18 protein-coding genes are annotated in these 19,775 nt (G+C 61.4%); 11 read left to right on the top strand and 7 right to left on the bottom strand.

Annotation, left to right across the window (positions count from 1 at the left end):
• Positions 1 to 91 precede the first annotated feature (91 nt).
• Together LUN51_RS03565 and LUN51_RS03560 are read right to left on the bottom strand one after the other, a co-directional pair.
• A complete protein-coding gene (locus tag LUN51_RS03565) occupies positions 92 to 1,903 on the bottom strand; it encodes an acyl-CoA dehydrogenase C-terminal domain-containing protein (protein WP_277810162.1) in 1,812 nt (603 codons plus the stop codon).
• Between the two features lie 124 nt (positions 1,904 to 2,027).
• Positions 2,028 to 2,639, bottom strand: coding sequence for a LysE/ArgO family amino acid transporter (locus LUN51_RS03560; RefSeq protein WP_277810161.1), 612 nt, complete (start codon positions 2,637 to 2,639; stop codon positions 2,028 to 2,030).
• A 109-nt stretch (positions 2,640 to 2,748) separates the two neighbouring features.
• On the opposite strand from LUN51_RS03560, the gene LUN51_RS03555 reads away from it, so the two are divergent.
• Positions 2,749 to 3,657, top strand: a complete 909-nt coding sequence (locus tag LUN51_RS03555) for a LysR family transcriptional regulator ArgP (RefSeq protein ID WP_246920493.1) — start codon at positions 2,749 to 2,751, stop codon at positions 3,655 to 3,657.
• A gap of 20 nt (positions 3,658 to 3,677) precedes the next feature.
• Here the strand turns inward: LUN51_RS03555 and LUN51_RS03550 are convergent, their stop codons facing one another.
• The 3 genes from LUN51_RS03550 to LUN51_RS03540 all read right to left on the bottom strand — a co-directional run bounded on the left by LUN51_RS03550 (position 3,678) and on the right by LUN51_RS03540 (position 8,104).
• Positions 3,678 to 3,983 carry an MTH1187 family thiamine-binding protein gene (locus tag LUN51_RS03550; protein ID WP_246920492.1) on the bottom strand — a complete coding sequence of 102 codons (306 nt, stop codon included), beginning with the start codon at positions 3,981 to 3,983 and terminating at the stop codon, positions 3,678 to 3,680.
• Positions 3,984 to 4,095: 112 nt separating this feature from the next.
• Positions 4,096 to 4,722 (bottom strand): outer membrane lipoprotein chaperone LolA, encoded by a 627-nt coding sequence (gene lolA, locus LUN51_RS03545; RefSeq protein ID WP_277810160.1) that lies wholly within the window; start codon positions 4,720 to 4,722, stop codon positions 4,096 to 4,098.
• Positions 4,723 to 4,849: 127 nt separating this feature from the next.
• Positions 4,850 to 8,104 (bottom strand): DNA translocase FtsK 4TM domain-containing protein, encoded by a 3,255-nt coding sequence (locus LUN51_RS03540; protein ID WP_431355557.1) that lies wholly within the window; start codon positions 8,102 to 8,104, stop codon positions 4,850 to 4,852.
• 294 nt (positions 8,105 to 8,398) lie between these two features.
• On the opposite strand from LUN51_RS03540, the gene aat reads away from it, so the two are divergent.
• The 3 genes from aat to infA all read left to right on the top strand — a co-directional run bounded on the left by aat (position 8,399) and on the right by infA (position 10,270).
• A complete protein-coding gene (gene aat, locus LUN51_RS03535) occupies positions 8,399 to 9,124 on the top strand; it encodes a leucyl/phenylalanyl-tRNA--protein transferase (RefSeq protein WP_277810188.1) in 726 nt (241 codons plus the stop codon).
• On the top strand, positions 9,121 to 9,876 hold the full coding sequence (locus tag LUN51_RS03530; RefSeq protein ID WP_277810159.1) for an arginyltransferase: 756 nt from the start codon (positions 9,121 to 9,123) through the stop codon (positions 9,874 to 9,876). The genes aat and LUN51_RS03530 overlap by 4 nt, the downstream gene beginning before the upstream one ends.
• Before the next feature lie 175 nt (positions 9,877 to 10,051).
• Positions 10,052 to 10,270 (top strand): translation initiation factor IF-1, encoded by a 219-nt coding sequence (infA, locus tag LUN51_RS03525; RefSeq protein WP_011507732.1) that lies wholly within the window; start codon positions 10,052 to 10,054, stop codon positions 10,268 to 10,270.
• Between the two features lie 114 nt (positions 10,271 to 10,384).
• Here infA and clpA read toward each other — a convergent pair whose 3' ends face one another.
• Together clpA and clpS are read right to left on the bottom strand one after the other, a co-directional pair.
• Complete coding sequence (clpA, locus tag LUN51_RS03520; RefSeq protein ID WP_040242266.1) at positions 10,385 to 12,646, bottom strand: ATP-dependent Clp protease ATP-binding subunit ClpA; 2,262 nt, start codon at positions 12,644 to 12,646, stop codon at positions 10,385 to 10,387.
• Positions 12,647 to 12,757: 111 nt separating this feature from the next.
• A complete protein-coding gene (gene clpS, locus LUN51_RS03515; protein WP_245798073.1) occupies positions 12,758 to 13,093 on the bottom strand; it encodes an ATP-dependent Clp protease adapter ClpS in 336 nt (111 codons plus the stop codon).
• A 285-nt stretch (positions 13,094 to 13,378) separates the two neighbouring features.
• Here clpS and LUN51_RS03510 point away from each other — a divergent pair, with 285 nt between their 5' ends.
• From LUN51_RS03510 to LUN51_RS03480, 7 genes are all read left to right on the top strand, one after another.
• Entirely contained in the window at positions 13,379 to 13,972 is a 594-nt protein-coding gene (locus tag LUN51_RS03510; RefSeq protein WP_277810158.1) for a pseudouridine synthase, read from the top strand.
• Entirely contained in the window at positions 13,969 to 14,418 is a 450-nt protein-coding gene (locus tag LUN51_RS03505) for an NUDIX hydrolase (protein WP_040242272.1), read from the top strand. The genes LUN51_RS03510 and LUN51_RS03505 overlap by 4 nt, the downstream gene beginning before the upstream one ends.
• A gap of 107 nt (positions 14,419 to 14,525) precedes the next feature.
• A complete protein-coding gene (gene mnmA / locus LUN51_RS03500; RefSeq protein ID WP_277810157.1) occupies positions 14,526 to 15,680 on the top strand; it encodes a tRNA 2-thiouridine(34) synthase MnmA in 1,155 nt (384 codons plus the stop codon).
• Positions 15,677 to 16,321: a high frequency lysogenization protein HflD gene (hflD, locus tag LUN51_RS03495; RefSeq protein ID WP_277810156.1), complete on the top strand. Its 645-nt coding sequence runs from the start codon at positions 15,677 to 15,679 to the stop codon at positions 16,319 to 16,321. Before mnmA ends, hflD begins: the two co-directional genes overlap by 4 nt.
• Positions 16,322 to 16,367: 46 nt before the next feature.
• On the top strand, positions 16,368 to 17,732 hold the full coding sequence (purB, locus tag LUN51_RS03490; RefSeq protein WP_277810155.1) for an adenylosuccinate lyase: 1,365 nt from the start codon (positions 16,368 to 16,370) through the stop codon (positions 17,730 to 17,732).
• 158 nt (positions 17,733 to 17,890) lie between these two features.
• Complete coding sequence (locus tag LUN51_RS03485) at positions 17,891 to 19,084, top strand: cupin domain-containing protein (protein ID WP_277810154.1); 1,194 nt, start codon at positions 17,891 to 17,893, stop codon at positions 19,082 to 19,084.
• Complete coding sequence (locus LUN51_RS03480; RefSeq protein ID WP_277810153.1) at positions 19,077 to 19,502, top strand: GNAT family N-acetyltransferase; 426 nt, start codon at positions 19,077 to 19,079, stop codon at positions 19,500 to 19,502. Before LUN51_RS03485 ends, LUN51_RS03480 begins: the two co-directional genes overlap by 8 nt.
• Positions 19,503 to 19,775 lie beyond the last annotated feature (273 nt).

Raw genomic sequence — 19,775 nt, 5'->3', positions numbered from 1 at the left:
ACAAACGCCAGCCCCCACCGCTAGAGACAAACAAGGCGGACCTCGAAACGGTCCGCCAAGCATCATTCAGGTATGCGGGCCCGAGCCACGATCAAATGGCGAAACCGTGCCCGAAGTCCTCAGCCTGCATGGCCATCAACGACTCTCCACCGGCACGGATCATCTCGGCATGCGCGCGGGTACGCGGCAGCAAACGCTGATAATAGAAGCGAGCGGTATCGAGCTTGGCACGGTAGAACGCCGCGTCGTCGGGGTTACCGGCCAGGGCTTGATGCGCCGCCTGCGCCGCGCGGGCCCAGAAAAACGCCAGGGTGACGTAGCCGGAATACATCAGGTAATCGACACTCGCGGCGCCCACTTCTTCGCGATCCTGCATGGCCTTCATGCCCACCGCCATGGTGATCTCGCCCCATTCTGCATTGAGCTTCGCCAAGGGCGTGACGAACTCCGCCATGGCGGCATCGCCTTCGTGGGCCTGGCAGAACTTGTGAATCTGCTTGGTGAAGGGTTTGAGTGCCTCACCCTGGCTCATCAGCACTTTGCGGCCCAATAGATCCAGCGCCTGGATACCCGTAGTGCCTTCGTAGAGGCGTGTAATGCGGGCATCTCGCACGTACTGCTCCATGCCCCATTCGCGGATGTAGCCGTGCCCCCCAAAGACCTGCACGCCTTCATTGGTGGCCTCGAAACCCACCTCGGTCAAGAACGCCTTGACGATGGGCGTCAGCAAGCCCAGCTCGGTTTCGGCCGCTTCCCGCTCGGCGTCGGAGGTCACGCATTCGACGCGATCCGCGAGTTGCGCGGCATGCAGCACCAGCATGCGCCCGCCCTCGGCCAGCGCCTTCTGGGTCAGCAACATGCGGCGTACATCGGGATGCGAGATGATCGGATCGGCTGGCTTGTCAGCTTCCTGCGCACCGGACAGGGCACGCATCTGCAGACGATCACGGGCGTAGGCCAAGGCATTCTGAAAGCTCACCTCCATCAGCCCCAGCCCCTGGATGCCGACACCGATACGCGCCACGTTCATCATGGTGAACATACAGGCCAGCCCCTTGTGGGGTTCGCCAACGAGATACCCCCGCGCGCCATCGAAGTTCATCACGCAAGTGGCATTACCGTGAATGCCCATCTTGTGCTCCAGGGCACCGCAGCTGACGGCATTGCGTTCACCGGCTTCGCCTTCGGCATCGGGCAGATACTTGGGCACCACGAATAGGGAAATCCCCTTGGTACCCTCCGGTGCATCGGGCAGTTTGGCCAGGACCAGGTGCACGATGTTCTCGGCCAGATCATGCTCGCCCGCGGAGATGAAGATTTTGGTCCCGGTGATGAGATAACCACCCGCCTCGTCAGGACGCGCTCGGGTCTTGATCAGGCCAAGGTCGGTGCCGCATTGCGGCTCGGTCAGACACATGGAGCCCGTCCAGGTGCCGTCATTGAGCTTGGTCAGATACTGCGCTTTCTGCCCATCGCTACCATGATGGCGAAGCGCATCGGCGGCGCCCTGGGAAAGTCCCGGGTACATGCCCCACGCCAGATTGCTCGAACACACCATCTCCGAGAGCATCATGCCAAGCGACGTCGGCAACCCTTGCCCGTGATAGGCCGTATCGCCGGATAGACTCGGCCAGCCGCCTTCCACGTACTGGGCATAGGCTTCCTTGAATCCCGAAGGCGTCAGCACCTCGCCACCTTCGAGTCGACACCCTTGCTCGTCACCGGTTCGGTTGAGCGGCAGTAACACCTCGCGCGTGAAGCGTGCGCCTTCTTCCAGAATCGCGCTTACCACATCTGGAGTGACCTCTTCAGCCTGAGGCAATTGGGCATAATGACGGGGGTAATCGAGAACCTCGTCCATCACGAAACGAAAATCGCGTAGCGGCGCCTGATAACTGGGCATATTGAAGCTCCTGAACGGTACGGGCAGGTGTCCCGAGGACATCAAACATTCGTTTGAAATTAAGCGCCGACAATCACCAAGTCAAGCGTTTGTTTGAATCTCTTGAGCACCATTGGTGGTAAGCTCAGGCAGCTCCCAATGGCGCCGTGGCCAGTTGCCATGCCACCAATAACAGTATGGCGCAGATCCCGCCCTCGATGACCTGCCAGGCACGCGGATTGGCCAGACGCGGTGCCAACCAGCTCGCGCCGCCCACCAGCCCGAAGAACCACCCCAACGACGCCATGGCCGCACCGATCACGAAGGCTTCTGGCGCGGCTTGCTGGGCACCGATAGCACCGAGCATGATCACCGTATCCAGATACACATGCGGGTTGAGCAAGGTCACGGCCAGCGTCGCCATCAACACACCCCACAGACGAGGCCGTGTCTCACCACCGGCCTTGAGCGAGGCAGGACGACGTACACGCTGCCAGGCTTGCCATGCCTGCCAACTCAAGAACGCCACGCCGCCCCAACGTGCCATCTGCATGAGCCCCGCATGCGACGCCAACAAGGCCCCCAGCCCCAGCACACCCGCACCTATCAGCATCAGATCACACAACGCACAGACGATCGCCACCCACCAGGGATATTCATTCGTCAGTCCACGTTGCAGCACGAAAGCATTCTGCGCACCGATGGCAATGATCAAACCCGCCCCCACGAACAGGCCATTGAGCCAGGAGCCCCACATATCCGATTCCCTCCCTTTTCAACCGGGATACGTTGATAAGTGACGCAGAATACGCTTGACTACATAAATAAGTTAAATTAATTCAAGGAATGGGTGATAACGTTTACTGATGCTCGATTACAAACTTCTCGAAGCACTGGCCGTCGTGGTCGACCAAGGAGGCTTCGAACGCGGTGCACATCACCTGGGGCTTACCCAGTCGGCCGTCTCGCAACGCATCAAGTTGCTCGAAGCGCGCCTCGGCCAACCGGTGCTGGTACGCACGCCCAAGCTATCCCCGACCCCTCTGGGTCGACGGCTACTCAATCATGTGCAGCAGGTTCGGCTTCTCGAGCATGACCTGCTCGATAAAATCCCGGCACTTGGTGAACGCGAACAACGCCTGCGCCTCGCCATCAACGCCGACAGCCTGGCCACCTGGTGGTCGCCGACCACCGGCGACTTCTGTCGGCGCCAAGGCGTTTTATTGGATTTGATCGTCGAGGATCAGGACGTCGCGCTCAAGCGCATGCGCGATGGTGAGGTTGCCGGCTGCATCTGTGCCACGCCACGCCCCGTGCAGGGCGCCCGTGCGCACGCCTTGGGTAGCATGCGCTACCGCGCCATCGCCAGCCCTGGCTATGTTTCACGCCATTTCAGTGAAGGTCTGACGCACGATGCCTTGCGCAAGGCGCCGGCCATCGTGTTTGGGCCCGATGACCGCCTTCAGCATCGTTATCTGGAGATGCGGGCCTATAAGGAATCCTTTCCGCACCATCTGTGCCCGTCCTCGGAAGGCTTCGTACACCTGGCCCTAGCCGGCATGGGCTACGGATTGATTCCCGAACGGCAGGTGGAGCGCGAACTACGTGAGGGGCGTCTGGTCGACCTCGACGCGGACAGCTACATCGATGTGCCGTTGTACTGGCATCACTGGCGTCACGGCGGCGACACACTGGACGCCTTGACCGCCCACCTGCTCGACATGAGCAGCGCCTGGCTCATGCCGCCCTCGCCAGAGTCTCAGCCACTGCTCTAGACGCGTCTCATGGGCCAGAGTCAAGGCGACTGCAGGTGACGCTCGACGCTGGCCACCTTGTCATCCATGTGTTGCTCACGATCGGTGCGCGTGCCCAACTTCAGCGTGGTGGTAATGCGCGGCGCGCCCATCTCGTGCACGCGCTGATGACAAGCCTTGACCACCGCCATCACGTCGTCCCACGGGCCCTCGATGTTGGTGCCGTAGGCGTGCATGCGGTACTCGAGCCCCGAGGCCTCGATAACGCGCTGGCAAGCCGCGACGTGTTCCCCCACCGAAACACCCACGCCCAGCGGCACGACGCATAAATCGACGATGACATGCATGGCACTTCCTCCTCGTCTTGATACTCGCCTGCCTCGAGAACTCTCGGCAAGCGTGCTATAAAACGCAAAACGCCAGGCCACGCGGACCTGGCGTGTCAGTAAACGACGTCGGTCAACCGCCTTCGCGGATGACGTCCGCCCCGTCGGGAATCTCGAATTCGAAACGCGATTCCGAAATGTCTCCGTTGACCTCGATGTCATCGAAGTTGATCGCGGTACGCTGCCCCGTACTGTCTTCCATCTGCAAGCCCTCCAGGCGGTCATCCTCGAAGGTAAGCTCGAGACTCTCGAACAACGTGTCGGGCGACTTCGGTATGAGCGTGAAGGTCTCGATGCCGGATTCCTCGCTGCTTGTCACCTCGTAGTTCTCGGTCAGGGCCTCGGCGCTTCCCGATAGCAACAACGCCGGCGTATGCGTCACCCGTGTATCGAGCGGGCGAACACTGACCTGTTGCAGGTCGGGGTCGTAGAGATACACCTTATCGCCATCCGAAACCACGACCTGCTGGTACGGCGCGTCGACTTCCCAGTGAAACTGGCCGGGGCGGGACAACCACATGTGGCCTTCGACCTTCTGCAGACGCTGGCCGCTACCATCGAGGATCTGCTGTTCGAAATCCGCCGAATAGCTTTCCAGCGGCTCCAACAAATTCGTCAAACGCTCCACGCCATCCGCTTGCGCCATACTCGGCAACGCGAGTGCCGCGCCCAGGGCCAGGGCCAGCTTGAATGTTCTCATTACCACTCCTTGTTTACTCATCCTGCATGACACGGTGTGACGCCACCTCGGGCGAAAAAGTTGCGCCACACGAGGTAACGTCCACCGTCTTTGCACTTTTCACTAGCCTCTCGGGATGCTTGCGCACTCAATGATCGGCAGCGGGCGGCGATGCCAGCACTTCGCGAGCCCCATTGGTGCCCATCGACGATACGACACCCGCCGACTCCATGGTCTCGACCAGGCGCGCTGCCCGGTTATAGCCGATCTTGAAACGACGCTGGACCGCCGAGATCGAGGCACGACGTGACTCGGTGACGAACTGCACGGCTTCATCGTAGAGCGCGTCCCGCTCGGGGTCGTTGCTTTCAGCACCTTCCGACTCGAGACCTGCCAAGGCATCGGCCGAGACTCCCCCCGAGAGGATTTCATCGACGTATTCAGGTTCACCGCGCCGCTTCCAGTCCTCGACGATGCGATGAACTTCGTCATCGTCGACGAAGGCCCCGTGCACACGGGTGGGCATACCGGCCCCTGCCGGCAGATAAAGCATATCGCCGTGCCCCAGCAAGTTCTCGGCACCGCCCTGGTCGAGGATGGTGCGCGAATCCACCCTGGAGGACACCTGAAACGCCATGCGCGTGGGAATGTTGGCCTTGATCAGGCCAGTAACCACGTCGACCGAGGGACGCTGAGTGGCAAGGATCAAGTGAATCCCCGCCGCGCGGGCCTTTTGCGCCAGACGCGCGATCAGCTCTTCGACCTTCTTGCCGACGATCATGAACATGTCGGCGAATTCGTCGATCACCACCACGATGTATGGCAACTTCTCAAGCACCGGTGGCTGCTGATGCATCTCCCACGGCTGCGGCTCCCATAGCGGATCGGCGACCTGGGCGCCGTGGCGCTCGGCCTCGTCGAGCTTGGCATTGAAGCCCGCCAAATTGCGTACGCCCATCGCCGCCATCAGCTTGTAGCGCCGCTCCATTTCGGCCACGCACCAGCGCAACGCATTGGCGGCTTCTTTCATGTCAGTGACCACCGGCGCCAGCAGATGCGGAATGCCATCGTAGACCGACAGTTCCAGCATCTTGGGGTCGACCATGATCATGCGCACTTCATCCGGGGTCGCCTTGAGAAGCATCGATATGAGCATGGCATTGACGCCCACCGACTTGCCCGACCCTGTGGTACCGGCCACCAGCAGGTGTGGCATCTTGTTGAGATTGGCGACCACCGGATTACCGCCGATGTCCTGACCCAGCCCCATGGTGAGCGGCGACTCGGCTTGCTGATAGACATCCGAATCGAGCACTTCGCGTAACCGGATCATGGCGCGATTGGGATTGGGAATCTCGATCCCCACCGTGGGACGCCCAGGAATGATCTCCACCACGCGCACGCTCTTGACCATCAGCGAACGCGCCAAATCCTTCGACAGGTTGCTGATCTTGGAGACCTTGACCCCGGCGGCGGGCTTGATCTCGAAACGGGTGATGACCGGGCCCGGCCAGGTATCGACGACCTCGGCCTTGACGCCGTATTCACGCAGCCGCGTTTCCAGCAGCTCAGCCATATCGGCCAACTGCTCATCGGTATAGTTGGGCTTTTGTTCGCCGGTGGGCGTCAACAACCGCAACGTCGGCAACGCCCCTTCAGGCTCGGTCGATGGCACGGTCTCAGGACGCTGGTTTTGCAGGTGTTCCACCGTCCACAACGCCGGCGCCTCGTCATCGGCTACCGGCTCGCTCGGCGACGGCTCGGCGGCGCGTACGTCGGGCGTTTCCCCGGGAGCGCTTTCCACCTGGCCACGTGGCGCTGAGGGCGGCTCATCCGCAGGATGTGCCTCCGGCGCGTCCGGCACCTCGGGCTCGGAGTGCGCCGGGGCAGGCGCCGATGAGCGACCTTCTGGGGCTTCGTCGTCCCAGCTGATACGAGGACGCGGCGACGCCGATGGCGCCTCGGGCGCGGGTGCCGGCGGCGCGGCATCCTCGGACGCCGTCGTCGAAGCATCATCCGGCTCGCGCGCTGGCGTGTCGGGGGACGTCACTCTGACGTTATCATCGTCGCGACGGGCCTGGATGCCCCAATCGCCGAGCGGTACATCGTCATCGTCGTCGGCGGTCAGAGGCTCCGGAATGGGCTCGGGGATACGCCGTCGCGTGACGTCGGCGCGCATCGGGGCCTCAGAACCCGTATCCGCTTGGGACGGCGTCTGAGGCGATGCGTTGAGCTCCTCAGAAACAGATTCCGTGGAGCGGGGTTTCTCGCTTTCGCCACGCTCGTTGCGAGACCTGTCCTGCGGCGCTGTGGAAGTGGTCGCATGGCGCTGTGGTGTCTCGGTGGCGTCGGAACTGGCCCGCTCGTCATCGGCACGCTGGCGAGCCGTATAGGCGGCATCCGGGCGCTTGGCGGAAGGCGTGTGCTCGGGAACATCCCAAGGGATATCGGTCTTGCCGTCATTGCGCCATGCCGAGGTTCCGAGCGTGGGCTCGGTAGTCTCGAAATCGGTAGTCTCGAAAGATGGTTCCACACGGCGTTCACTGGCCGTCGCATACGATGGCTCCGCCGTTGCACTCGCCAATTGAGGGGCGCGCCTTGACGACCGCCAGCGCTGCCACCACGAGGGGCGTCTTTCCTCATCCGCTGGCGCCTCATCCTCCTCCAATGCCGAATCACCCTCGGCGGCGTCCATGTCGTCATCGTCGTAGGCATCACGCCGCTGAGCGAGACGTTGCCGACTCCCGCGCCACTTGGCAATGCTCCACGCCAGCAGGCGATACATGGCACGCCCGAGTTCATCCATGACTGCCAGCCAGGTCATGCCGGTGAACAGGGTAAAACCGCACATGAAAGCCACCAGCGAGACCAGTGTGGTGCCCTGCATGTTGAGCAAGGGCTGCAGGGCACCGACCAGCCCTTCGCCGAGAATACCACCCGCCGCGTAAGGCAGTTCGCTGTCGGGATGATAGAAATGCAGCGCCCCCAAGGTGGTCGTGCTCAGCAATAGCAGTACCAGGCCGCTGGTACGTACCGAAAGCACCGTCGGGTCCCAGGCGATGTTCACTTCCCGTGCACGCAGCATCCGCCAGGCCGCGAAGCCGAACATGCCTGGCCACCATAAGGCGCTAGCACCGAATAGCGAATACAACACATCCGACAACCACGCCCCGACGGGGCCCATCCAGTTATTGATCGTTTGATTGGGGCCACTATGTGACCAGCCCGGGTCGCCAGGCACATAGCTGAAAAGCGACAACAGGAGAAAGACACAGATAGCAAGCAGCACGATGGCCGCACCTTCGCGCGTCACGCCCTGCAAATGCATTACGACTCGGCGCGCCTGCTCCTTGGCCTGGGACGCTGTTTGTCCACGCTCGTTGCGTTTTCCATTGACACTCAAGTGGCCATCCCCCTTGCGCCACGTATGGCGATACCTAATGTTGCCGACACTACCCGACGCGTGCCGTCCACTATCGTTCACGTACGAAAAAACGGCTCGCATCTCATCCGATGGGCTTTTCTGGTTTGCCATCATACCCACCCCATGCGCTGCGTCACAGGGGAAAAACCATACCTCTCGTTGTCGCGAAAGGGCGACGCCACGCGGCTGGGAGGCGAAGCGGGTAGTTATCGATGCCATACCTGGCGTACGCTGAAACTCCCTCTTGAACGATATCAGCAGAGACGCATGCCCATGTTGCCTTGGTTACCTCCCCACCGGGTCGGTTTCCCACCCGTCGAACAAGCGTTACGCGAGCCCGACGGGCTGCTTGCTGCCGGCGGCGAGCTTTCGCCGGACTGGTTGCGCTGCGCCTATCGACGCGGCATATTCCCATGGTTTGCACCGGGTGAACCCATCCTGTGGTGGAGTCCCGACCCACGTCTGGTGTTGTTTCCTGACGAGATTCACGTGCGCCGCAGCCTCGCCAAGCGCCTGCGCAACGCCGGTTTCACGGTAACCTTCGACCACGCTTTCAGCGCTGTCATCGACGCTTGCGCCGCCCCTCGCGAAGACTACACAGGCACCTGGATCACCCCGGAGATGCGCCACGCCTACTGCCGCTTGCATGCCGAAGGCATTGCCCATTCGGTGGAGGTATGGCGCGATGGCGAGCTGGTCGGCGGTCTCTACGGGATCGGTCTGGGCGGCGTGTTCTTCGGCGAGTCGATGTTCAGCCGCGTCGCCGATGCGTCGAAAGTGGCGCTGGTGCATCTTGCACGGCATCTGGCAGCACACGGCGGGCGACTGATCGACTGCCAGGTGCATACGCCCCATCTGGCCAGTCTTGGCGCACGCAGCATCGCCCGTTCAACATTCATCGACTACCTTGACCAATATGCGGAGAGTCATGGATCACCGATGCTGTGGTCTTCCTCTACGCCCGATCATTTCCCAGTCGAAGAGCCGAAGCCAACGTGAGCAGCAACACGCCGTCCCAACTCACGCGAGATCTGCGTTTCTTCCTCACGGTCCCGCATGGATGCAGTTATCTACCAGACCGCGAGGCGACCACGCTATTTCTGGACCCTCAGGAACAGCCCGGTCAAGGCGTCTACGACGCGCTGTCGTTGCTGGGCTTTCGGCGCAGTGGCCGCCATCTCTATCGCCCACACTGCGAGGGATGCCGGGCTTGCATTTCAGTGCGTATCCCGGTGCAAGACTTCGCGGCCTCTCGCACGCAGCGCAAGCTGATGTCACGTAATGCCGACCTCGAAACACACATACGGCCGGCAGCTTTCCATGAAGAACATTATGCGCTTTATGCACGTTACATTCGCACCCGCCACGCCGATGGCGACATGTTCCCGCCCAGCCACGAGCAATACCGCACCTTCCTGACCCTGGATCACCCTTACGCACGCTTGATCGAATTTCGTCTGGAGGGCCAACTGCTTGCCGTGGCGGCGACGGATCTTCTGAGCCATGGCGTGTCGGCCATTTACACCTTCTTCGACCCGGGGGCGGAATTCGAGCGCCGCTCTCTTGGCGCCTACTCGATCCTCCATCAGATCGAGCTGGCGCGTCGGCTCGAGCTCCCCCACGTCTACCTCGGGTACTGGATTCGCCAGTGTCGCAAGATGCGCTACAAGCAGGATTTTCAGCCTCTAGAATACCTCGATGGCCGATATTGGCGGCGTCGAATCCCCCTATCCGATACTCCCTCATCATGATGTCAGCGTAACATCATGCACATGATTTTTGCCTTAACCCTCGGCATGCGGCAGAATATCGGGCTATCTTCAAAATCGACGCTGACCACGGTCGGTAATTAGTGCTGGCAACGGCAACGCAAACCGTGGCGCACTTACGAAGAAGCTTTCAACGCAATACGAGGAAACGCCTAATATGGCACGTGAAGACCATATTGAAATGGAAGGTGTCGTGGTCGATACCCTTCCCAACACCATGTTCCGAGTCGAACTGGAAAACGGGCACGTCGTGACGGCCCACATCTCCGGCAAGATGCGCAAGAACTACATCCGCATTCTGACCGGCGACAAGGTCAAGGTCGAACTGACCCCGTACGATCTTTCCAAGGGTCGCATCGTCTACCGCGCCCGCTGAGCCATCATCACGGCGCACTCGCGCTGTCGGCTTGCCACTGCGCCCACGAAAAACGCCCCGTCATGACGACAGGGCGTGAAGCGTGCGGCGTTACGGTGTGAGTTGAGCGGTTGCTCAGGCCACAGCCGCCTCCGTCTCCAAGTGTAGCTCGCCTTCTTCAATGGTGACGTAGACTACGCCGCCGTGCTCGGCGAGGTCGCCGAACAAGATCATCTCGGCAAGCGGCTTCTTGAGCTTCTCTTGGATGACACGCGCCATCGGACGCGCCCCCATTTCCGGATCGTAGCCCTCTTCGGCAAGCCAGGCTCGCGCCGATTCATCGACATCCAACTGAACGCGTTTCTCGTCGAGTTGCGCCTGGAGTTCAACCAGGAACTTGTCGACCACGTTGCGCACCACCGAGGGCGCCAGGCCATGGAACTGGATGATGCCGTCCAGGCGATTGCGGAACTCGGGCGAGAAGGTCTTACGCAGCACTTCCATGGCATCCGAGGAGTGATCCTGTGTCTGGAAGCCGATGGAGCGCCGAGCGATCTGCTCGGCCCCGGCATTCGAGGTCATAATCACGATCACATGGCGGAAATCGGCCTCACGACCGTTGTTGTCCGTCAGGCGGCCATGATCCATGACCTGCAGCAGCAGGTTGAAGACCTCGGGGTGCGCCTTCTCGATCTCGTCGAGCAACAGCACGCAATGCGGCTGTTTGGTGATCGCCTCGGTCAGCAAGCCGCCTTGGTCGTATCCGACATAGCCGGGAGGAGCGCCGATCAGACGCGACACCGTGTGGCGCTCCATGTACTCGGACATATCGAAGCGCACCAGTTCGATGCCCATCAACTGCGACAGCTGGCGCGCCACCTCGGTCTTGCCGACACCGGTCGGCCCCGAGAACAGGAAGCTGCCCACTGGCTTGTCGGGCGATTTCAGCCCCGCGCGCGATAGCTTGATCGCCGCCGAGAGGCTGGTAATGGCTTCATCCTGACCGAATACCAGCATCTTGAGATCGCGCTCGAGATTCGACAACAAGGTGCGGTCCGAACTGGAGACACTCTTCGGCGGAATCCGCGCAATGGAGGCGACCACTGCCTCGACTTGGTCGACATCGATGGTCGAGACGCGCATTTCCGGCGGTAACAACCGCTGATGCGCCCCCGCCTCGTCGATCACATCGATGGCCTTGTCCGGCAGGAAGCGATCGTTGATATAACGATCCGCCAAGCGTACCGCACTGTCCAACGCACCATCGGTATACTTGAGCGCGTGATGCTCCTCGAAGCGTCCACGCAACCCCTTGAGGATACGGATGGTGTCGTCCACCGTCGGCTCGGGCACGTCGACTTTCTGGAACCGCCGCGCCAGGGCACGATCCTTTTCGAAGATGCCACGATATTCCTGGAAGGTGGTCGAGCCGATGCAGCGCAGTTCGCCCGAGGACAACAACGGTTTGAGCAGGTTGGAGGCATCCATGACGCCGCCCGATGCGGCGCCGGCACCGATCACGGTATGAATCTCGTCGATGAACAAGATCGAGTTAGGCTGTTTGCGCAACTCGGCCAGCAGCCCCTTGAGCCGCTTCTCGAAGTCCCCCCGGTACTTGGTGCCAGCCAGCAAGGTCCCCATGTCCAGCGAGTAGACGACACCATCACTGATCACATCGGGGACATCTTCCTCGACGATCCGCTTGGCCAGGCCTTCGGCGATGGCAGTCTTGCCGACACCCGCCTCGCCTACCAGCAACGGATTGTTCTTGCGCCGCCGCGCGAGGATCTGAATCACGCGCTCCAGCTCATGATCGCGACCGATCAACGGGTCGATCTTGCCCAGGCGCGCCTGTTCATTGAGGTTGGTGGCATAGCCCGTCAGCGGATGGGGGCTACCCTCCGACACACCCTCTTCGGCCTCTTCACTTTCATGCGAGGAGGGAGACTGGCCATGTCCGGCAACCTTGGAAATGCCATGCGCGATATAATTCACCGCATCGACGCGCGCAACATTCTGTTGCTTGAGGAAGTAGACGGCCTGACTTTCCTGCTCTGAGAAGATCGCGACCAGGACGTTGGCCCCCGTGACTTCCGATTTTCCCGAGGATTGAACATGGAAGACGGCACGCTGCAGTACGCGCTGGAAGCCCAGCGTGGGCTGCGTTTCACGGTCTTCCTGATCGTCGGGGATCAAGGGGGTGGTGGAATTGATGAAGTCCTGCAGGTCGGCGCGCAGCTTTTCGAGATTGGCGCCGCAGGCTCGCAACACATCGGCCGCGGAGGCATTGTCCAACAACGCCAGCAGCAGGTGTTCCACGGTCATGAACTCATGGCGCTTGGAGCGCGCCACGGTGAAGGCCGTGTTCAGGGTGAGTTCAAGTTCTTTGCTCAACATGGCAATCCCCTCTTAGCCGCCTATGGCGTCTGTCGGCACTTTCACAATCGGGCACAAACAGAGGTTATGCAAGTGCTACCTTGGACCACGATTTAACGTAGTAGTGCCGTCTCAGTCCGCCTCGTCGATATCGCACAGTAACGGATGCTGGCATTCGCGTGCGTACTCGTTGACTTGGTGACATTTGGTTTCCGCGATATCGCGGGTGAAGATGCCGCAGGTCGCCTTGCCATGGGTATGCACGACAAGCATGATCTGAACGGCTTTTTCCCGCTCTAACGCAAAGAAGGTTTGCAGCACCTCGACGACGAACTCCATGGGAGTGAAGTCATCGTTGTGCAGCACGACCTTGTACATCGGCGGCTTGGCCAGCTCCGGGTCCGCCGATTGGACCGATACATCGCCCTCCGGGTCTTCGTGGGGATCCTCGCCAGGCGGCCGCGTCATGCCAAGGATGACTGCCGCGTCAGGCGCTCGAGGTACGAATGGGCTTTCTGATTCAAACATAGATGGAAATTTCCGTAAGTGCGCGCCGGATAGGCAAGACGAAGCCCCTAGGGCCAGCACCGCCGCCTATCTCCGGTTTCTTCAATGTGCGGCCGGCTGGGCATGGATACAAGGTAGTCGTCACGAAAAAGCCCGCTTCTGGCAAGCGCAAGTATGGCATCGCGCCCCGAGTGCGGAGTAGGCTTTGTCCATCGCCGCTGCTTGTCGAAAGGTCCGAGACCACCCATGAGTTCGCTGTACCTGCTGCATAAACCTTATCAAATGCTCTCGCAGTTTACCGATACGCAAGGCAGGGCAACGCTCGCCAACGTCATCGATGTCCCCGAGGTATACCCCGCCGGGCGTCTCGATTACGACTCGGAAGGTCTGCTCCTGCTGACCGACGACGGCGCCCTGGCTCATCGCATTAGCCATCCGCGTCACAAGCAGCCAAAAATCTACTGGGCCCAGGTCGAGGGCGAGCCCGAGGAAACGGCCTTACATGCGCTGCGCAGCGGCGTCACGCTGAAGGACGGGCCGACGCGTCCCGCCCAGGTGCGGCGCCTCGAGGCGCCCGTTATCGCACCACGCCAGCCGCCGGTACGCTACCGCGAGGCCATACCCACCGCCTGGCTCGAAATCGTCCTCAGCGAAGGCCGAAACCGACAGGTGCGCCGTATGACGGCCCATGTCGGTCACCCTACGCTGCGCCTGATCCGCGTCGCCATCGGCCCCTGGCGTCTTGATGATCTAGCACCGGGCGCCTGGCGCAAGGAGACCCTGCATGCGCCGCGCAGCAAGGCCTCTACGCCGGCCAAGCGCCAACGGAGGCGTCGATGAGCCGCTGGACGCCCCACATCACTGTTGCCAGCGTCGTCGAACGCGCCGGTCGTTACCTGCTCGTCGAGGAGGACAAGGGCGGTCCGTTCAGCCTCTTCAACCAACCCGCCGGCCATCTCGAACCCGGCGAACGCCTGACCCAGGCCGCCGAACGCGAAACCCGCGAGGAAGCCGCCTGGCACATCACGTTAACCGGCTATCTGGGGCTTTATGTGTATGCCGCCCCCGATGAGTTAACGTTTCACAGCCACGCCTTCGTAGGGATTCCCCTGGCGCATCTGGGCAACGACCTGGACAGTGGCATCGTCGCCGCACATTGGCTCACGCTCGACGAAATAGAGGCGCTAGAGCGCGCGCACCGCCTGCGCAGCCCACTGGTGCTCAGGCGCATACGCGACGCCAAGGCCGGGCGCCAGTTTCCGCTCGATGTGATCCACGAACGCTGATGGCTCAATTCACGAGCGCTGATGGCTCAAGCTCGAAGCACGAAGCCGGTTTCAGGTATAATATCGCCCCGAACATCAATCCATCCTCAACCCATTCGAGAGTGACCATGTCTCACGCCACGGAATCCTCCACCGCGGGGGCCGCTACCGCGTGCAAAGTCATCGTCGGCATGTCCGGCGGCGTCGATTCGTCCGTGACCGCCCTCGTCCTGCTGGAGCAGGGCTACGAGGTCGAAGGCCTGTTCATGAAGAACTGGGACGAGGACGACGGCACCGAGTACTGCACCGCCAAAGACGACCTTGCTGATGCCCAGGCCGTGTGCGACAAGCTCGGCATTCGGTTACATACCGCGAACTTCGCCGCCGAGTACTGGGATAACGTCTTCGAACATTTCCTCGCCGAGTACAAGGCCGGCCGGACGCCCAACCCGGATATCCTTTGCAACCGCGAGATCAAGTTCAAGGTCTTCCTCGAATACGCCGAAATGCTCGGCGCCGAACGCATCGCTACCGGGCATTACGTGCGCAACGGCGAGCGTGACGGTCGCGTGCGCCTGCTCAAAGGCTTGGATGCCAACAAGGACCAGAGCTACTTCCTGCACGCCGTACCGGAGGTCGCCATCGCGCATACGCTGTTCCCGGTCGGCGAGATGGAGAAAAGCGAGGTCCGCGCCATCGCCGAGCGCCATGGTCTGGCCACCGCGCGCAAGAAGGACTCTACCGGCATCTGCTTCATCGGTGAGCGGCGCTTCGGCGACTTCTTGAAGCAGTACTTGCCCGCACAGCCTGGCACGATCGAAACGCCCGAGGGAGAGGTCATCGGCGAGCACATGGGGCTGATGTATTACACCCTCGGACAGCGCCAGGGCCTGGGCATCGGCGGCCTGCCCAACCATCCCGACGCCCCCTGGTACGTGGCCGCCAAGGATCTCGAGCGTAACGTTCTGGTCGCCGTGCAGGGCAAGCACCATCCGCTTTTGTACACCGACAGCCTGAGCACCGAGCCCATGGAGTGGGTCGCCGGTCAGCCGCCGGCACCGGAAGCACGTCTCCAAGCCAAGACCCGCTATCGTCAGCAGGACGTCGTCTGTCAGGTTCGCGTGCTCGAAGACGGCGGTGTCGAAGCATTCTTCGACGATCCCCAGCGCGCCGTCACACCGGGCCAGTCGCTGGTGCTCTACGAAGATGATATCTGCCTGGGCGGCGGCGTCATTCGCCAGACATGGAACCGAGACGCGCACCAAGGAGACAACGCCGCATGACGCCCACCCCGATTCAAAGCGCACCACAAAGTGCCGTCGCTCGCCAGGCCCTGGCCCTGGCGGGGGTCTTCCAGGCCGCCGCGGTGGTCGACGAGCTGGCCCGTACCGGGCAGTGCGACGAACGCGCCTGGAACACGCTGATTCATGCCACGCTGGAAACCAACCCAGAAAGCTTCGCGGCGATCTACGGCGGCCATCACAATAATCTGCGTCTGGGCATCGACACCCTCAGCGCGGTGATGGACCGCCAGCGCAACGACCCCGCCGTGATGCGTTACGGCTTCTCGCTGGTGCTGCTGATGCAGAAGCTGCGCAAGGACGATGCCATGCTGACATCACTGGGAGAGCGTCTGGGGCGCGTTCAGGGCCAAGCCAAGCATTTCGGCGAGACGCACGAAAACGTGATCGCCAGTCTCGGTCAGCTCTATCAGGACACGCTGTCCACGTTCCGTTACCGCATCGTCGTGCAAGGCGATCCTAGCTTGCTGCAAAGCCGGATGATGCCCGAGCGCGTGCGAGCTGCCTTGCTGACGGGCGTACGCTTCGCCCTGCTTTGGCACCAGCAAGGCGGCCGCCGCTGGAAGCTGCTGCTTCAGCGTCAGTCCATCAAGAAATCACTCAATGCCCTCGACGACCGCTAACGGTCCTCGCCGCGCTATTCGATCCACGACCCGGAAGACGATATCCATGGAACTTTCCGCTCTCACCGCCTTATCCCCCGTCGATGGTCGCTATGGTGCCAAGACTGCGGCCCTGCGCGAGCATTTCAGCGAGTATGGCCTGATTCGTGCCCGCGTGACCGTCGAAGTCCGCTGGCTGGAACGTCTCGCCGCGCATCCGCAGATTGCTGAAGTGCCGCCGCTGTCGGCACAGGCCACGGCCTTTCTCGGCCAGCTCGTGAGTGAGTTCTCGGTCGCCGACGCCGAGCGCATCAAGGAGATCGAGCGCACCACCAACCATGACGTCAAGGCGGTGGAGTACTTCCTGAAGGAAAAGGTCGCCGACTTCCCGGAACTGCATGCGGTCACCGAGTTCATCCATTTCGCCTGCACTAGTGAGGACATCAACAACCTCTCCCACGGGGTAATGCTGCGCGGTGGGCTCGACACCTTGCTGCCCACGCTGCGCGAGATCGTCACCGCAATCGAGCGCCTGGCCCACGAACACGCCGAGCAACCCATGCTCTCGCGCACCCACGGCCAGACCGCCAGCCCCACCACGCTGGGCAAGGAAATGGCCAACGTGGCGTATCGCCTGCGCCGCCAGCTCAAGCAGATCGAGGCCGCCGAGATCCTCGGCAAGATCAACGGTGCAGTGGGTAACTACAACGCCCACCTCACCACCTATCCGGAAATTGATTGGGTCGAGAACGCACGCATTTTCGTCGAGAACTTGGGGCTGACCTTCAATCCCTACACCACGCAGATCGAGCCGCACGACTATATCGCCGAACTGTTCGATGCCATCGCGCGCTTCAACACCATCTTGATCGACTTCGACCGCGACGTGTGGGGCTATATCTCGCTGGGCTACTTCAAGCAGAAGACCGTCGAGGGCGAGATCGGCTCTTCGACCATGCCCCACAAGGTCAATCCCATCGATTTCGAGAACTCCGAGGGCAACCTCGGCCTCTCCAACACCCTGCTCGGCCATCTCGCCGAGAAGCTACCGATTTCCCGCTGGCAGCGTGACCTGACCGATTCCACGGTGCTGCGCAATCTTGGCGTGGGCCTGGCGTACGGCCTGATCGCCTATCAGGCCACGCTCAAGGGCGTCGGCAAGCTAGAAGCCAATCCCGCACGTCTCGACGAGGACCTCGATCAGAACTGGGAAGTCCTCGCCGAGCCAATCCAGACCGTGATGCGCCGCTACGGTATCGAAAAGCCTTATGAAAAGCTCAAAACGCTGACGCGCGGCAAGCGAGTCGACCAGGCCGGGTTCGCGGCCTTCATCGACTCTCTGGAACTGCCCGACGACGTCAAGACCGAGCTCAAGGCACTGACCCCGGCCACCTATATCGGGAATGCCAGCGAGCAAGCTCGCAAGCTATAAGTAGCTGGAAGCTGGAAGCTGGAAGCTGGAAGGTATCATGAACTCGCTACCAACGGTGCCAAGCCGTTTCTTCCGGCTTCCAGGCGCGCAGCGCCGCTCTTCAAGCTTCACACATGGTCGCGGTTGCCCACTCATCCCTTTCGAGTCCCGAGATTCTTATGTCGAGCGACACTCCCCTATCGATACTCGGCGGCTTGACCGCCGAGACTTTCCTGCGTGACTACTGGCAGAAAAAACCGCTGCTGATTCGTGGCGCATTCCCCGACTTCGAGTCGCCGCTTGCCCCGGAGGAACTCGCCGGCCTGGCCTGTGAAGACGGCATCGAGGCCCGGCTTGTCGAGGCACACGGCCCCGACAAGCCGTGGCAGGTCAGCCATGGGCCTTTCGATGATGCCACCTTCGCGCGCCTGCCGGACCGGGAATGGTCCCTTCTAGTCCAGGCCGTCGATCATTACGTGCCCGAGGTCGCTGCCCTGCTCGAAACCTTCGACTTCCTGCCGCGCTGGCGCCTCGATGACGTCATGGTCAGTTACGCGCCGCCCGAGGGCAGTGTAGGCCCCCATGTCGACAGCTACGACGTTTTCCTGCTCCAGGGCAGCGGTCAGCGGCGCTGGCAACTTGGTGGCGAGCAGCCCGACGACGCCCCCATCGTCTCGGGCGTCGACCTGCGCATGCTCGAACGCTTCGAAGTCACCCCTGGCGAGGACTGGGTACTCGGGCCCGGCGACATGCTGTATCTGCCACCGCGTATCGCCCATCACGGGGTCAGCCAGAGCGCCGACTGCATGACTTACTCGATCGGCTTCCGCGCGCCCTCAACCGACGAAATCATCACCTCGTTCGCCGACTATCTCGGTGAAATGCAGTCCGAGACCTCGCGCTACACCGACGCTGATCTGCGCCCCATCGAACACGCCGGCCGCGTCGATGACGACGCCATCGCGCGTCTGCGCACCTTGATGCTGTCGGTGATCGACGATCCGGCGCAGATGACACAATGGTTCGGACGCGTCATGACCCAACCCAAGTATGCCGATCAGCTCGCGCCCCTCGAGACACCCACCGACAGCGATGCCATCACCGAGGGGCTGTCACAGGGACACTACTTGGAACGCGCCCTGGGCTCGCGCTTCGCATTTCACGAGGAGAACGGCCGCGCCACGCTGTTCACGGATGGCGACGGTCATGACTGCCCGCCTGGTCTCGCGCGTCTGCTGGCCGATACCACGCCACTGCATGCCGCCACGCTGGCATCTCACCTCGATGATCAGGCGCTGACACTACTCGCCAAGCTGGTCAGTCAAGGCAGCCTCCACTGGCAAGACGAGACGCAGGAAACCGACGATGAGTGAACGGCATGTCACCAGCGGTGATTGGGAGACGCTGGGTTCGGCGTGTAGCGCGATCCGCAAGGTCGTGTTCATCGAGGAGCAAAACGTTCCCCAGGCGGAAGAATGGGATGGCCGCGACCCGCAATGTCTGCATTTCCTGCTCCATGTCGATGACCGCGCCGTGGGCACGGCGCGCCTCTTGCCGGATGGCCATATCGGGCGCGTGGCGATTCTCGAGGAAGCCCGAGGCCAAGGGCTAGGCCTGCATTTGATGGAAACGATTCTCGTGGCGGCCCGCGAAGCAGGCCACCATACCGTGCATTTGGATGCCCAGACCTATGCGATCCCTTTCTACGAACGTTTGGGCTTTACCGCGTATGGCGATGAGTTCCTCGATGCCAACATCCCCCATTACCATATGAGCCTGCGTTTTCAATAAGTTGTCTTGGGCCTTTCTTACCCCTCGGAAAAAACACTACATGACGCCGCGCCATTCGGGCGTCATGTAGTCAAACTACAACGTTTCCTGCGCCTAACTAGGCATTGTTGCCACATCTTGTGTGCGTCATATTTTCTCTAAAGCCGATGTTAAAACGGTTGTTTTACCGCAGTGCAATATCCGCGTCATTACGCGTACCGCAGCGGAAAATATCGTACTTCGGCTGAACGTGAAATGCCCTTTCGGGCACGCTCTAAACGCTCACGATGACCA

The organism is Chromohalobacter canadensis, from assembly GCF_029544075.1.
GTDB lineage: Bacteria > Pseudomonadota > Gammaproteobacteria > Pseudomonadales > Halomonadaceae > Chromohalobacter > Chromohalobacter canadensis_A.
This window is presented reverse-complemented; position numbering and strand designations above follow the sequence as displayed.